The sequence below is a fragment of the Pseudoalteromonas sp. MTN2-4 genome (genome assembly GCF_042848605.1).
In the GTDB taxonomy this organism is placed as follows: domain Bacteria; phylum Pseudomonadota; class Gammaproteobacteria; order Enterobacterales; family Alteromonadaceae; genus Pseudoalteromonas.
This window is the reverse complement of sequence record NZ_BTGK01000005.1, coordinates 1-13813: the sequence shown is the minus strand read 5'-3', so window position 1 is coordinate 13813 and position 13813 is coordinate 1. Positions and strand designations below refer to the sequence as shown.

The window sequence follows — 13813 nt, the reverse complement described above, 5'->3', positions numbered from 1 at the left end:
ATGCGATTTACTTATCCTCAGAAAAACCGTCAGCGTGGTTTCACTTTGCTTGAAGTCATGATTGCCCTGGGTATTCTCGGCTTTGTGGTGTTGGCGACTCACCAGATATTAAATTCAACGATTCAGGCGAAACAAGGCTCTGAAGAAGTGATTGCAGAATTAGATGCGCTCAATACGACTTTTCGCTTGATGGACCAAGATTTTAACCAAATGACCAAGCGTGAAACGCGTAACGAAGCGGGCGACTTTACACCGAGTTATATTCTTCATGGCCGTTACAATTTAGACAGCCAGTATGACGGCATTGCCTTTGTGCGTGATGGCTGGACCAACCCCATTAGTTTATTACCTCGCTCTGAATTGCAAGCTGTCGGTTATCGTGTGGTTGATGATAAGTTAGAGCGCCTTTATCGTGTCTACGTTGATCAGCTAGATGGTACAGAACCTCGCAGTCAAGTCATATTAGAAAACATCGAAGATTTAAAATTTGAATTCTTAGACGATAAACAAAAATGGCAAGAAAATTGGGAAAAGAAAGCGCTGCCCTTAGCGGTTTCTGTAACCATTAAAATGCAAGAAATGGAGCCTATCACGCGTTTTTTCCTCACACCAGGTGATGGCAAGGTGGCCAGTAGCACATCGAATACAAATGATGGTATTAACACTGGTGGTGGGAGAACAGGCCCATGAACCAGTTAACCTATAAGCATGGCCAGCAACAAGGCGCTGCACTGATCATTGTTTTATTTATTGTTGCCTTAGCAGCTGTAATTGCCGCTGAAATGGCGACGAATTTAATGATTCAGGTACAGCGAGCTCAAAATATTCAAACTCATCAGCAAGCAAAATGGTATAGCTATGGCGCTGAAGAATTAGTGAAAAAAGTTCTGATTGAAAGTAAGAAGAAAGACCCTGAGAAGGTACATTTAGGTCAACCTTGGGCGCTAGAAGAAACCCCGTTTCCTGTAGATCATGGAACCTTGAGTGGACAAGTGACCGATCTTCAAGCGTGTCTAAACTTAAACGCACTGCGTGCGCCAAAGGCACAAAATGCCAGTATTAATGATACGAATCCAGCGCATAAAGCCTTTTTAGAGCTGTTGAAGAACATAGAAGATTTACCCTCAGATGAGAGTGAAGAAACCTTGGCTGACAGTGTATATGATTGGCTTGACGCCGATAGCATCACGTTTCGTTCGGGTGCAGAAGAAGATGAATATATGTCGTTGCGTACACCTTATTTAACTGCAAATAACGCATTTGCGTCAGTGTCTGAATTACGTGTGATCAGAGGTTTTAATCCATTAGTCATGGAAAAGTTGCTCCCTTATGTATGTGTTATCCCTGGCAGTGAAGAATTAAAAATTAACGTGAATACCATTTTGCCAGAACAAGCATTATTACTCAGTGCATTAATCAATGGGTTAAGTGAATCAGATGCACAAAGTATCATCTCTGCACGCCCAGAGCAGGGATATGACAAAGTGGAAGATTTTCTTTCTGAAGCCACCGCTCAAGGGGCTCAGAATATCAAGCAAGTAACCGATCTATTTACCGTAAATAGTGACTATTTCAAGTTGCGCGCAAAAGCCATGTTCGATGAACGGCTTTTCACAATGACCTCAATTATTCAAATAAAAGAAGGTCAAGCGAGCATACTGGCGCGAAAATTTGGAGGCGTACAGTGACAGAAAAATTATTGATCCGTATTGATCAATCTGCCAAACAGGCAATTCATTGGTTAGTATATTCAACTGACCAGCAAATTATAGCCAGTGGTGAGTATAAACAACTATCAGATTTGGCCGAGTTAACTGAGAAAGCTCAGAGTCGAGAAACCAGTATATTGCTTTCTGCATCTATGGTTCAGTTAAAAACTATTGAACTACCAACAAAGTGGAATAGAAAACTAGAACAAGCACTGCCATTTATGTTGGAAGAGCAACTGGCCAGTGATGTTGATGATGTATTCATTGCAATAGGTGAGCCGGGCATTAAAGATAATAAACCGACTATTAATATTGCACTTTGTGATCGAGTTTTACTTGCTGAGTTATTTGCAGCTTTAGATGAGCATCAGATTTTTGCTAAGCAAGTAGTACCTGATTCACTATTGCTACCAGAGCAGGCAGAAAATGAACTTGCAGTTGTTGAGCTCGATGGTCAATGGCTGTGTCGCTTAGGGCAATGGCATGCGTGTGTAATTGAGCCAAGCTGGGGAGCTGACTATTTGCATGCGTTAGCGGTTGATAAAATTTCTCATTATAGTCCTGCTGACGCCTTGCCAGAGGTAGCACCTAAGGTTGCAAAAGAAGCTGAATATGAACTGCCGCTTGCATTACTGGCTAAAAATTTAACCAGCACAGCATTCAATTTACGCCAAGGCATCTTTGCCGCGAAGAAGAGTACGCCACAATGGTGGAAAGATTGGCAGTCAGGCTTAATTGCAGCATCAGTGGCCCTGTTAGGCTTTGTGGTTGTGCAAGGTATTCAAGTTGTACAATTGAAAGATCAGGCAGAAAAAGTGAGAGCTGATGCAGTTGCGACGTATCAACAAGCATTTCCAAATAAGCGAGTACGTGAAGCACTGCTTAGACGTCAAATTGAAGGTGAATTAAAAGCCATTTCAGCGACAAAACAAGGCGGTTTCTTAGATTTGGCGGACAAGTTTGTGTCAGTTTATAGCCAAGTCAAAGATTTCCAGCCTGAGACTTTACGCTATGACCATAAACGTAATGAATTGCGTATTCGTGTAAAAGCCAAAGACTTCCAAGTGTTTGGTCAAGTTAAAACGATTCTTGAGCAAAAAGGTTTAACAGTGCAGCAGGGTTCATTAAATAACGATGGTGATGCTGTGATTGGTGAAATTAGATTGCGAGGTGATGTATGAAACAACAAGCAATCAACTACTGGGGCTCGCTAAAAGAGCAAGAACAACGTTTACTTATTATCGCGGGAGTTGTTTTTATTGTTTTCGTTTTAGTCATGGGAATATTAAAGCCACTCAATAAAGCGGTTGCTGAAGCTGAGCAAAAACTAAAGCGTGAGCAAAACTTTCAAGTGTTTGTTGAACAAAGCATTGGCAAGTTGAAAGCGGCGGGTAACTCAGCCCGTACTTCTTCAGGCAATTTGTCGCAGCTCGTGAATCGCAGTCGAGGCCGCTACGGCATCGTTATCAGTCAGATGCAGCCAAATAACGACAGTCTTCGTGTGAATATTGAAAACGTTGAATTTAATAAATTGGTTGGTTGGCTCGACGAACTTGTACATCAACATGGTGTCACTGTGGCAAACCTAGATATCTCACAAGGTGAAGACACAGGCTTTGTGCGTGTAAGTCGATTGGTGTTAGAGAAGTAGTATGAAGCAAAAAATTTATTTAGTTCTATTATTTATTTTCTCGTTTTTGGCTTTTGCTCTATCTCAGCTGCCCGCATCAGTTGCGGTGCAAGTCGCACAAAGTTACTTGCCTAAAAACGTGGCTTTTGGCAATTTGACCGGCTCAATTTGGCAGGGGCAAGTTAGTGAAGTACGCGTGAATAGAGTTCAGGTTTTCAACGTTCGTTGGCAGTTAGAGCCTATCGCTTTACTAACAGGCAACCTTGCTGGTGATTTAACTTGGGGTAACCCGAGAGCGAGCGAAGAAATGTCAGGAAAAAGCCATTTCAGCCTGTCATTGTTAGACCAACAAGCAAGCTTGAAAGATGCTGTACTGCGTTTTGAAGTTGAACAGCTAATGGGACAGTTAAACCTCCCGTTACCTGTTAAGGCAACGGGTCGCGTGATTTTTAACATTGATGAATTTGAAAGTGGTAAACCTTACTGTCAGCAAATTAAAGGCGATGTATTTAGTCCAAATATTCGTGTTGAAGGGTTAACTGGTTGGTTCTCAATTGGTGAGTTGGGCGCAGATTTAAACTGTAAATCGGGTGACCTAGCTGCGGTGGTTCAGCCTGATAATCTATTGGGCTTGCAAGCGGATGTTCATTTAGGAAACAACTTTCAATTTAAAGTTGCTGGTAATGTAAAACCAGATGCCTCATTACCGAAAGAAGTGCATGATGCGGTTAAATTCTTAGGTCGTCCTGATGCCCAGGGCCGTTATCCGGTGAACTTGTAAGGCTTGTTATGTTAGAGTTTTCGTTTACAGAGCAACATAAAGCGTTGCTCATCGATTATTTATCTAGCACAGAGCATGCTCTGCCTTATGCTGTTTGTGAAGGCTACCTGTTTGCAATCATTTGCAGCCCAGCAGGTATTGAAATGGAGCAGTGGCTTACAATCGTCAGTGGCGGTGATGAGCAAATTGCAGAAGAGCATGTTTTTGCTTTAATGGCACTGCATCACGATATCAGTGAGCGCGTTTTTTCAGGTCTGTTCCAGTTGCCTTATGCGTCAACAGCTGTAGTTGAACTGCAGCAATGGAGCCAGGGCTTTTTAGCTGGGATTGAGCACTTTTATGCTGAGCTAGTTAATAGTGCAGTTTTAAATGATGAGCTTAAGCAAGCATTGATTAGTAGTACAGAGCAACTAGGTTTCTTCGCTCTAGAGCAGTCGCAAATTGCCGCTTACTGTGATGCCAATAATGTTGAGCTAAATAGCTTTTGTCAGCAGCAGCATGCAATTGCGAACGAGTTTGCCTTGGCTTATGTGCAATTAGTAGAAAACAGCGCTGTTGAGAGTGGCTTGTATGATGAAGAGGGTTAAAACCTGAGAGCCATTTACAGGGTAAGCGAGCGCTTACCCAAGCTCTAATTCAATACTCGTGCAGCCTTTTGCACAACTTACCAAACCTTTATTCTTATCTTGCCCATTTAAATCTAATTGTAGTGGCTTGTTGCATTGCTCGCATAACAAGGTTTGCCCTTTGCTTAGTTTTTTAAGTATGTTTTTGTGCTGGTTAAATGCTGCTGCACGCTTTTTATTAAAAGCGTCAATATCGATATTCATTACAACGACTTCCCTTCAAAAATAGATTCACCAACGATTTTACAAATCACATTTAGCTTATTGCCATAAAAATAGAGGTTCAAATCATTTTCTTTGCAGTAACGAAGGTGGAAGGCCTTTAATTTATCATCAGTGCCTAACGCATCATTTAAATATTCTAATTCGGTTTCATCTAATTCAAGTTTTTGCGAAATTTGTGTTCTAGCTATTTTAGCTGAAGTGCTTCTCGCTACTTTACTTTGTTCACTCAGCAAGCTCACGCCTTCACCTAATAGTGCTTCTCTTGGCTCTTTAATGGCCGGATGATCGATAGTAAAAAGTGCCAGAATGACAACAACAAGTAACAAAAACTTTTTCATTGGATACCGTAATATTGATCTAAACAGGAAGAAACAATTGAGAGTGTAATAAAATGGGGCTTTCAAAAGCAAGTGATTAAGTTATAAACACTATACAAGCTCGTGCCCAGTTAAGGGAAACTTCAATAATTTCTGAACCAATTGTACCCAGCTTGAATTTGCTTGCATATAATATCCTTATAGATAAAAAGGTCACTGTAGCAAGTACCTGTCGATCACAGCCATAAGGAGCCGAGATGGACAAACAAATAAAAGTAAAAAACATTCCGAGCGATGTAAAAATACAGAAGCCGGAACTCCAACCTGATAGGTTTAACCCTCGCAGCCGAATTTATGTGCGTGCAGTTAAAGGACTACACCAGCAACTTCGCAAGCGCTTGGGTTTTATCGGCATGCTTGCGTTCATGCTTATGCCCTGGATAAATTTTGAGGGGCACCAAGCCGTTTATTTTGATCTCTACGAGCAAAAGTTTAATATTTTCGGATTAACGCTGATGCCACAAGATTTAACGGTGCTGGCGTTTTTCCTTATGATCGCTGCATTTGCACTGTTTGTAGTGACCACGTTTTATGGTCGTGTTTGGTGTGGTTACACTTGTCCGCAAACCGTTTGGACTTTTATTTTCTTGTGGTTTGAAGAGAAGTTTGAAGGCAGCGCTAATCAACGTAAAAAACTCGATAGTCGAAAAATGGACTTTGATAAATTTTGGCGAAAAACGGCAAAGCATAGTAGTTGGATTTTATTCTCTTTGTGGACCGCCATTAGCTTTGTTGGATTTTTCACTCCAATACGTGAATTAGTGCCTGATTTACTGACCTGGAGCGCAGGAAGTTATGCAGTTATCAGCATCTTAGTGTTTACGGCGTGTACATACGGTAACGCAGGCTGGATGAGGGAGATTATGTGCTTACATATGTGTCCTTATTCACGTTTTCAATCTGCCATGTTCGATAAAGACACCTTTACAGTTAGCTATGACGCGAAACGCGGTGAGTCACGTGGTCCTCGCTCTCGTAAACAAGATCCCAAAGAAATGGGGCTGGGTGACTGTATCGACTGTAATCTGTGTGTTCAGGTATGTCCTACAGGCATCGATATTCGTAATGGCTTGCAATATGAGTGTATCAACTGTGGTGCATGTATAGATGCGTGTGATGGGGTGATGGATAAAATGAATTACCCTCGTGGTTTAATTTCTTACACCACAGAGCGCAACCTTGAAACACCAGATAATAAAACTAAAGCATTCCGTGGTAAGTTGGCAGGTTATTTATTAATCATGACAGTGTTAATTGCTGCACTGGTGGTGAATATTGCGATGCGCAAGCCAATGGAACTCGATATTATTCGTGATAGAAATCAGCTTTATCGAGTCAATTTCGATGGTTTAGTTGAAAACACTTACACCCTAAAAGTCATCAATAAAACCCAGCAAACACAACAATACGACATTGCGGTTGAGGGGCTAAATAACTTTAATGTGCTTGGCAAACTAGCGATTGAAGTTCAAGCGGGTGAATCGATGAATGTGCCACTTTCTGTGATCATTGACCCTTATGACCTTAAAAAGCCAGTGACTGAATTCCATTTTAGAGTTCAAGTGAAAGGCGACCCGACAGTGTCACTATCACAGCCTACCAACTTTTTTAAAGGCAAATAATTAGATACACTAATTAAACCAAGCAAAAGCGGGTATTCCCCGCTTTTTTTATGCCAAATGAGGAATACATGAGCGAGTTTAGTTTTGCGAATTTAAATCCAGATCGTATCTTGGATGCCATAGAAAGCATTGGCGTTTACCCTGAGACAGGCTTGCTACCTTTGAACAGTTATGAAAATCGCGTTTATCAGTTTAAAGCCGAAGACGGTAAGCGTTATGTCACTAAATTTTATCGTCCCGAGCGCTGGAGTGAGGCGCAAATAAAAGAAGAACATGCTTTTGCATTTGAGCTCGCTAATGAAGAAGTGCCTATCGTCGCGCCAGTCGAAATAGCTGGCGAAAGCCTATTCGAGCATGCCGGCTACAAATTTGGGCTCTTTCCTAGTGTGGGTGGGCGTCAGTTTGAAATTGACAATTTAGACCAGCTTGAAATGCTTGGCCGATATATCGGACGACTACACCTAGTTGGTAAGAGTAAACCATTCCAGCATAGACTGAGTATTAATACCCAGAGCTACTTATTCGACGCCAAGGAAGTTATTGAAAATAGTAAGCTTGTGCCTATACATATAGAAACCGCATTCTACACTATTTTAGAACAGGTTATTTCGCAAACTGCGCAAATGTATCATGTCGATAAGCCTATTCGTTTGCATGGTGATGCACATGCTGGCAATATTCTCTGCACAGGCGATTCACTGACCTTAGTGGATTTAGATGATTGTCGCTCAGGCCCAGCAATCCAAGATTTATGGATGATGCTCAATGGTGATAAAAACGAGCAATTAATTCAGCTCGATACACTATTGATAGGGTATGAAGAATTTAACTCTTTTGATGCAAAAGAGCTGCAACTGATAGAACCGCTACGTGCGATGCGAATGGTGCATTACATGGGGTGGTTAGCTGCCAGGTGGGAAGATCCTGCATTTACACGGAACTTTTCTTGGTTTGCAACAGACAAATACTGGGAGCAGCAGATCTTAGCATTGAAAGAACAGCTTGCAGCGTTACAAGAACCTGCATTACAACTGTTTCCATAAAAAATTGAGAAATAACTATGTTAAAAGCGTTAAAACTATCCATTCTATTTTTCTGTTTGCCGTTGTTAGCCATGGCTGCAGAATTTGATTTTAAAGAAGGTGTGCACTACCAAACTTTAACCACCCAAAAAAGTGAGCAAGAAAAAGTAACTGAGTTTTTTTCATTTTACTGCCCGCATTGCTTCCGTTTTGAACCGGTTGCTAAAGCGTTAGAGCAAAGCTTGCCAGAAGGTGCTGTGTTTGAAAAAAGCCATGTGAACTTTTTAGGTGGTTTGCCTGCGCAAGTACAAAGTAATTTAAGCTATGCCTATATCGTGGCAAAGCAAATGGGCAAAGGTGATGAAATTGCAGCTAAAATCTTCGACAGTATCCATTTAAAAAAAGCGCCATTGAATGACATTAAAGATGTGAAAAAGCTACTGGATCTTAATGGTATCAGCGAAAAGCAGTTTGATGCTGCACTAGCAAGTATGCCAGTAATTGCGGCTGAAAAGCTGATGCAAGACGACCAAAATCGTTTTTCAAAAGCGGGCGCACTTTCTGGCGTGCCTACATTTATCGTGAGTGATAAATATAAAGTAAATACCAACAGTTTAAAAAGCCAAGAGCAATTCAACGCATTGGTTAAACATTTATTAGCAAAATAATACGGAGAATAAGATGTTAAAGCTAATTAAAGCCGCTGCGCTGGCACTCATGCTTCCTGTAGTTGCAAACGCAGCTCAGTTTGAAGAAGGCGTTCACTACGAAGTGGTTGCCGAGCGTGGTACTAAGAAACCTGAAGTGACAGAGTACTTCTCATTTTTCTGCCCTGCATGTAATGCGTTTGAACCATTGATCGCTCAGGTAAAACCTAAACTGAATGAAGGTGTAAAGTTTAAAAAGAGCCACGTAGATTTTTCAGGCCCTCGTGATCCAGAAGTACAAAAGATTATGGCTCAAGGCTTAGCACTTGCTGAAGTGCTTCCTCAAAAAGATAAAATCATTGCTGCAATTTTTACGCATATTCATGCAAAGCGTAATAAGATCAATGAACTTGCGGATATGAAAGACATCTTCGTTGCACAAGGCGTAGACGCTACTAAGTTTGATAAAATGTACAAAAGCTTTGCTGTACGTACTAAGACTTCAAAAATGGCGCGTATGCAACAAAAGTGGTCTGAAAAGCGTGCGCTTACAGGCGTTCCAACGTTTATCGTAAATGGTAAATATAAACTGCGTTTACGTGAGTCAAAAACGACGACTCCAGAGCAGATCAGTGCATTAATTAATTATTTAGCTGCTAAATAATTAATCATAAATTGAAATAGAGCCTCGCACTTGCGAGGCTTTTTTATTGGAAAAGATATGCATAAGATATTGGTTTCAAGTTGCTTACTCGGACAACCCGTCCGTTATGATGGGCAATCTAAAGGTTTAACAAATGATATTTTGACTCGGTGGCTGCAAGAAAAGCGAGTTGTTGCATTTTGCCCTGAAGTTACGGGTGGCTTACCAACCCCCAGGGCACCTGCAGAGATCAATGCCGAAAGGGTAATCATGACAACAGGTGAAGATGTCACCAGTGAATTCCAGTTGGGTGCTCAAAAAGCACTCGCATTATGTGACGCGCAACAAATCAAATTTGCGTTGTTGAAAGAATCTAGCCCTTCATGTGGTAGAAATACTATTTACGATGGGTCGCATAATGGAGTTAAAGTGGCTGGAATGGGTTTAACTGCTAAAAAGCTTGTTAAAGCAGGCATACAGGTTTTTAGTGAAGAGCAATTGCCACAGCTAGTCAGTGCTCTGGCAATTGCTGAAAAGAATTAGCGGGATTATTTACGCTGTAAAAATACACCAGACTCCACATGATGTGTATATGGGAACTGGTCGAAAATCGCAATGCGAGATACAGAATGTGTTTCGCATAGCATGTCTAAATCACGCTCTAATGTGTCTGGATTACATGAGATATATATAATATTGTCGTAATTAGATACTAAACGACAAGTGAGTTCATCCATACCTGCACGAGGTGGGTCAACCAAAATAGTTTGGCAGTTGTAGTCTTGAAGGTTAATGCCATTTAATCTTGAAAATTGGCGTTCCCCTTTCATTGCTTGCGTAAACTCTTCACTCGACATGCGAACAATATCTAAGTTCTCAACTTTATTCGCTGCAATATTAATTTGTGCCGAGTTTACCGAAGATTTAGAGATTTCAGTTGCTAGCACTTTATTAAAGCTACCAGCTAAAGCAATTGAAAAGTTACCGTTACCACAATATAGCTCAAGTAAATCATTCTCCAGTGGTGCACAAAGGTCTTGCGCCCATTCCAGCATTTTCTCATTTACTTTCGCATTTGGCTGCGTAAAGCTATTTTCAACTTGTTGGTACTGATACGTTTGGCCATTTACAGTCAACTGCTCTGTAACAAAATCATTGCCTAAAACAATCTTTTGTTTGCGAGCGCGACCAATAAAGTCAATCTTATAGGTTTTCTGAAGCTCAAAACGTAATGCATTAATTGCAGCTAACCATTCATCATCAAGCTGTTTGTGATAAAGCAGGCTTACCAGGATCTCACCACTTAGCGTCGATAAATAATCGATTTGGAAAAGCTTGCGGCGAAGTATCTCGTTATGACGTAACTTTTCCATCATAATTTGCATGATTTCACTAATAAGCGGCGCGGCAGGGTCAAATGTTTCCACTCGAATTTTTTGCTTGCTCTCTTGATCAAACATAATGTGATAGAGATCGTCACCATCGTGCCATACTCTAAATTCAGCACGTTGACGGTATTGCGTTTTTGCTGATACAAAGACTTCAAGCTCTGGTGCGTTAAAGCGAGCAAATTGAGCACTAATACGCGTTTGCTTTTCAGCAAGCTGCTGTTCATAAGTGGCGGTATCAATAGTGATGACTGGCATAGTTAAACTGACCTTACAAATTCGAGAGCGGGTATTGTAGGGGGCATAGGTGATTTGTCCAGTTTCTCGCTAAAATTTGTTGTTTTTTTATACTAAACGCTCAAGGGTCAATAACTACTGCCGATATAAAGTAATAATTAAGATGTACGCATGGTTGCTACTATTTTGGAGATAAACATGAAAATCGGACAATTAAACCAGCTTCTCAACCCTTCTTTTGCTAATAAAGCAAACAGTAAAGCGGGTTTTAAACCGAATATCCAAAGTAGTACTGATGGTTTTCACGGAGATAAAGGTAAAATTGCAGCAAAGCTGCTTGATGATAAGTTAGCAAAAGCCTTGGATATTGAAAAAACAGAGCCTAAGGCAGCGCCTTTATTTGATTTTGATACCGTTATTAATAATGTGCTTGATTTCGTAAAGGGGTCAATAAGTAAAGCGAAAGCTGATGGTCGAGATGACCAAGCAATTCAAGATATGTTGAATGCAACACGTAAAGGTGTGCAGATGGGCATAGATGATGCGACATCAGAATTGAAAGCTTCGGGATTATTTAATCAAGACATAGAAGAAGGGATCGAAAAATCTAAAGAAGGGATTTTTAAGGGATTAGATGATTTTGAGGATGAGCTTTTTAATCCACAACCTGACTCTATGCAGGTGAGCGCTGCGCAGTATGCGAGCTTGTCGAATCAAGCTGATTATAGTTTCACAACAGCAGAGGGAGACGAAGTAACCATATCACTGAGTGATGTTCGCTCAAAAGGTCAAGCTGTCAGCTATGCTCAAAACGGTGATAATTATGGTCTTGTTGTATCAGAGCAATCAAGTGAGGAAGTCAGTTTTTCGATTAGTGTTAATGGCGAACTCAATAAAGAAGAGCAAAAAGCTATTAATGAAATGATGAAAGACATTCGCAATGTCAGTGATGCGTTCTTCTCAGGTGAATATGATGATGCGTTCGAAAAAGCGTCGGCATTAAATATAGAGAGCGATCAAATTACCAACTTCACGATGGATTTGCGTCAGACAAAAACAACCGCTGCAATTGCTCAATATCAACAAGCCAACCCCATAAAAGAGTTAGAACAAGCGTTTCAACCTCTAGATAAACAATTAGAGAGTATTCATTCAGAAGGTAAAGCATTAGGCATTGAGCAGCAATTGCCAGATATCATGGCGTGGATGAACGATGGACAAGCAAGAATGGCTCAGCTTTTAGATTATGCGCAAGGTTTCTTCAATCAACTTGATAATAAGTCATAGAAATCAGCTTAAGTGACTTGGCAACTTATATAGGCTCGGGCAAACTTGCACCTCTATACAGAGGAGTCTTAGTTTGCCGCACATTTTAGTTTTTGATTCAGGTATTGGTGGGACCAGTGTCCTAACACATATCCAAAATACACTACCAGGGGCAGACTATACCTACATAATGGATAATGCTTTACTGCCCTACGGTCTTCAGACTGAAGAAACAATTCAAAATAGACTGGCAAGTCTCGTTAATAAAATATCTTCAAATCTTTTTGGGGAAGTTGACTTAATAGTGATCGCTTGCAATACAGCTTCAACTTACGCACTGGCACATATTCGCCAGTTTACTCAAATTCCGATTGTTGGCGTGGTACCTGCAATAAAGCCTGCTGCACAAATTAGTATTAGAAAGCATATTGCTTTATTAGCAACGCCTGCTACTTCAAATAATCAGTATACGCAATCTTTAGTGAGTGAGTTTGCTAGTGATTGCCAAGTAAGTTTCTACCATTCAACAGAGTTGGTAAGGCTAGCAGAGCGTAAGTTTTGGTTAAATGAAGATGTACGAGAGGGTGTTAATAAGGAGCTATCAGCTATTAAGGTCGATAATCAAGCTGATGTTCTGATTTTAGGGTGCACACATTTTCCAATATTGAAGTATGAAATAGCTGAGTTTTATCAGACGCAATGTGAATTAATCGACTCCGGAACTGCAATAGCAAAAAGAGTGCAGTACTTATTGGCTGACAGTATAGGTGAAATAGTTATAAAAAAGCCGCTACAGTTTTATGCAACGGCTTTAAATGAGGTCCCTGCTAATACAGGGTACGATGTGAAAAGTTTACATCTTTAACTTGCAACAGCTTCTTCAGCTGTCTCTGGTTTTTGTTTTGCAGCTCTAACCTTCAACGTACGTTGTTGGAACTCTTTTTCATTCAATGCTGCAATGGCTTTATCAGCATCAGCTTCTGCCATCTCCACAAAACCGAAACCACGACGTTTACCTGTATTTTTATCTTTTAATAAACGAACGTTGAATACACGGCCCTGTTCAGAGAAAAGCTCTCGAACGACACTTTCATTTGCTTTATAAGGTAAGTTACCTACATAAAGCGTTTTTGTTTTTACTTCAGCATTGTCAGATTGTGGGGTTACATTACTTGCCGACATAACAGTTGCAATGAAACCACCGATGAGTGTGCCAATAGAAAAAGTAGCACCAAGACTAAGAGAAGAGTCTGCAAAAAGAGCATTAGCAGCAAAATAGCCGATTATCGCAATTGCTAAAACAATAAAAAGAGACTTTTGTTGAGTTGGGTTCATAGGGATCTACCAATATACAATGGGTATACAATAATTTAACAAACGAGCTGCTATCTTAGCGTCTTAAAATGTTTAAGCAATAATTAAAAAGAGAAATTAGCTATTCGAAGTGGGTAAATAGAGCGTTTTTTATTCTAATAAGTCTTTTTTGTTCTCTTTTTGAGCGGTTGAGCATGTTTCTTAAAATTAATTGAAAAAAGGGCTTGCGCACTTTTAATTTCTCCCTATAATGCGCACCCACTGACACGGAGCGAGACGCTGAAAAGCAAATCAAAACGATGTCGAGTCAAATAAAACTTAATCTT

General features: G+C 40.5%; 17 protein-coding genes. 13 read left to right on the top strand and 4 right to left on the bottom strand.

Features of this window, described 5'->3' with window-relative positions:
- From gspJ to ACGHEH_RS12995, 6 genes are read left to right on the top strand one after another with little or no spacing between them, the layout of a single operon-like run.
- Positions 1-690 carry a type II secretion system minor pseudopilin GspJ gene (gene gspJ, locus ACGHEH_RS13020; protein ID WP_390446068.1) on the top strand — a complete coding sequence of 230 codons (690 nt, stop codon included), beginning with the start codon at positions 1-3 and terminating at the stop codon, positions 688-690.
- Positions 687-1688, top strand: a complete 1002-nt coding sequence (gspK, locus tag ACGHEH_RS13015) for a type II secretion system minor pseudopilin GspK (RefSeq protein ID WP_390446066.1) — start codon at positions 687-689, stop codon at positions 1686-1688. The genes gspJ and gspK overlap by 4 nt, the downstream gene beginning before the upstream one ends.
- Entirely contained in the window at positions 1685-2890 is a 1206-nt protein-coding gene (gene gspL, locus ACGHEH_RS13010) for a type II secretion system protein GspL (protein ID WP_390446064.1), read from the top strand. Before gspK ends, gspL begins: the two co-directional genes overlap by 4 nt.
- Positions 2887-3360 (top strand): type II secretion system protein GspM, encoded by a 474-nt coding sequence (gspM, locus tag ACGHEH_RS13005; RefSeq protein WP_138477862.1) that lies wholly within the window; start codon positions 2887-2889, stop codon positions 3358-3360. Before gspL ends, gspM begins: the two co-directional genes overlap by 4 nt.
- A gap of 1 nt (position 3361) precedes the next feature.
- Entirely contained in the window at positions 3362-4120 is a 759-nt protein-coding gene (locus ACGHEH_RS13000; protein ID WP_390446062.1) for a type II secretion system protein N, read from the top strand.
- Between the two features lie 8 nt (positions 4121-4128).
- A complete protein-coding gene (locus tag ACGHEH_RS12995; protein ID WP_390446060.1) occupies positions 4129-4707 on the top strand; it encodes a UPF0149 family protein in 579 nt (192 codons plus the stop codon).
- A gap of 33 nt (positions 4708-4740) precedes the next feature.
- Here the strand turns inward: ACGHEH_RS12995 and ACGHEH_RS12990 are convergent, their stop codons facing one another.
- Entirely contained in the window at positions 4741-4950 is a 210-nt protein-coding gene (locus ACGHEH_RS12990; RefSeq protein ID WP_390446059.1) for a hypothetical protein, read from the bottom strand.
- A complete protein-coding gene (locus ACGHEH_RS12985; RefSeq protein ID WP_390446057.1) occupies positions 4950-5309 on the bottom strand; it encodes a hypothetical protein in 360 nt (119 codons plus the stop codon). Before ACGHEH_RS12985 ends, ACGHEH_RS12990 begins: the two co-directional genes overlap by 1 nt.
- Positions 5310-5545: 236 nt before the next feature.
- Between ACGHEH_RS12985 and ccoG the strand changes: the two genes are divergently transcribed.
- The 5 genes from ccoG to ACGHEH_RS12960 all read left to right on the top strand — a co-directional run bounded on the left by ccoG (position 5546) and on the right by ACGHEH_RS12960 (position 9825).
- Entirely contained in the window at positions 5546-6970 is a 1425-nt protein-coding gene (gene ccoG, locus ACGHEH_RS12980; RefSeq protein ID WP_390446055.1) for a cytochrome c oxidase accessory protein CcoG, read from the top strand.
- Between the two features lie 68 nt (positions 6971-7038).
- On the top strand, positions 7039-8013 hold the full coding sequence (locus tag ACGHEH_RS12975) for a serine/threonine protein kinase (RefSeq protein ID WP_390446053.1): 975 nt from the start codon (positions 7039-7041) through the stop codon (positions 8011-8013).
- Positions 8014-8030: 17 nt separating this feature from the next.
- Entirely contained in the window at positions 8031-8660 is a 630-nt protein-coding gene (locus tag ACGHEH_RS12970; protein ID WP_349285258.1) for a thiol:disulfide interchange protein DsbA/DsbL, read from the top strand.
- 13 nt (positions 8661-8673) lie between these two features.
- Entirely contained in the window at positions 8674-9303 is a 630-nt protein-coding gene (locus ACGHEH_RS12965; RefSeq protein ID WP_390446051.1) for a thiol:disulfide interchange protein DsbA/DsbL, read from the top strand.
- A gap of 57 nt (positions 9304-9360) precedes the next feature.
- The gene (locus tag ACGHEH_RS12960) at positions 9361-9825 is read left to right on the top strand and encodes a DUF523 domain-containing protein (protein WP_390446049.1); all 465 of its coding nucleotides are present in this window, start codon (positions 9361-9363) and stop codon (positions 9823-9825) included.
- Between the two features lie 5 nt (positions 9826-9830).
- Here the strand turns inward: ACGHEH_RS12960 and trmA are convergent, their stop codons facing one another.
- A complete protein-coding gene (trmA, locus tag ACGHEH_RS12955; RefSeq protein ID WP_390446047.1) occupies positions 9831-10928 on the bottom strand; it encodes a tRNA (uridine(54)-C5)-methyltransferase TrmA in 1098 nt (365 codons plus the stop codon).
- A gap of 177 nt (positions 10929-11105) precedes the next feature.
- Between trmA and ACGHEH_RS12950 the strand changes: the two genes are divergently transcribed.
- Both ACGHEH_RS12950 and murI read left to right on the top strand, forming a co-directional pair.
- The gene (locus tag ACGHEH_RS12950) at positions 11106-12194 is read left to right on the top strand and encodes a DUF5610 domain-containing protein (protein ID WP_390446045.1); all 1089 of its coding nucleotides are present in this window, start codon (positions 11106-11108) and stop codon (positions 12192-12194) included.
- Between the two features lie 73 nt (positions 12195-12267).
- A complete protein-coding gene (gene murI / locus ACGHEH_RS12945) occupies positions 12268-13038 on the top strand; it encodes a glutamate racemase (protein WP_390446043.1) in 771 nt (256 codons plus the stop codon).
- On the opposite strand, the gene ACGHEH_RS12940 is transcribed toward murI, so the two are convergent.
- A complete protein-coding gene (locus ACGHEH_RS12940; RefSeq protein WP_390446041.1) occupies positions 13035-13508 on the bottom strand; it encodes an RNA recognition motif domain-containing protein in 474 nt (157 codons plus the stop codon). The genes murI and ACGHEH_RS12940 overlap by 4 nt on opposite strands.
- Positions 13509-13813 lie beyond the last annotated feature (305 nt).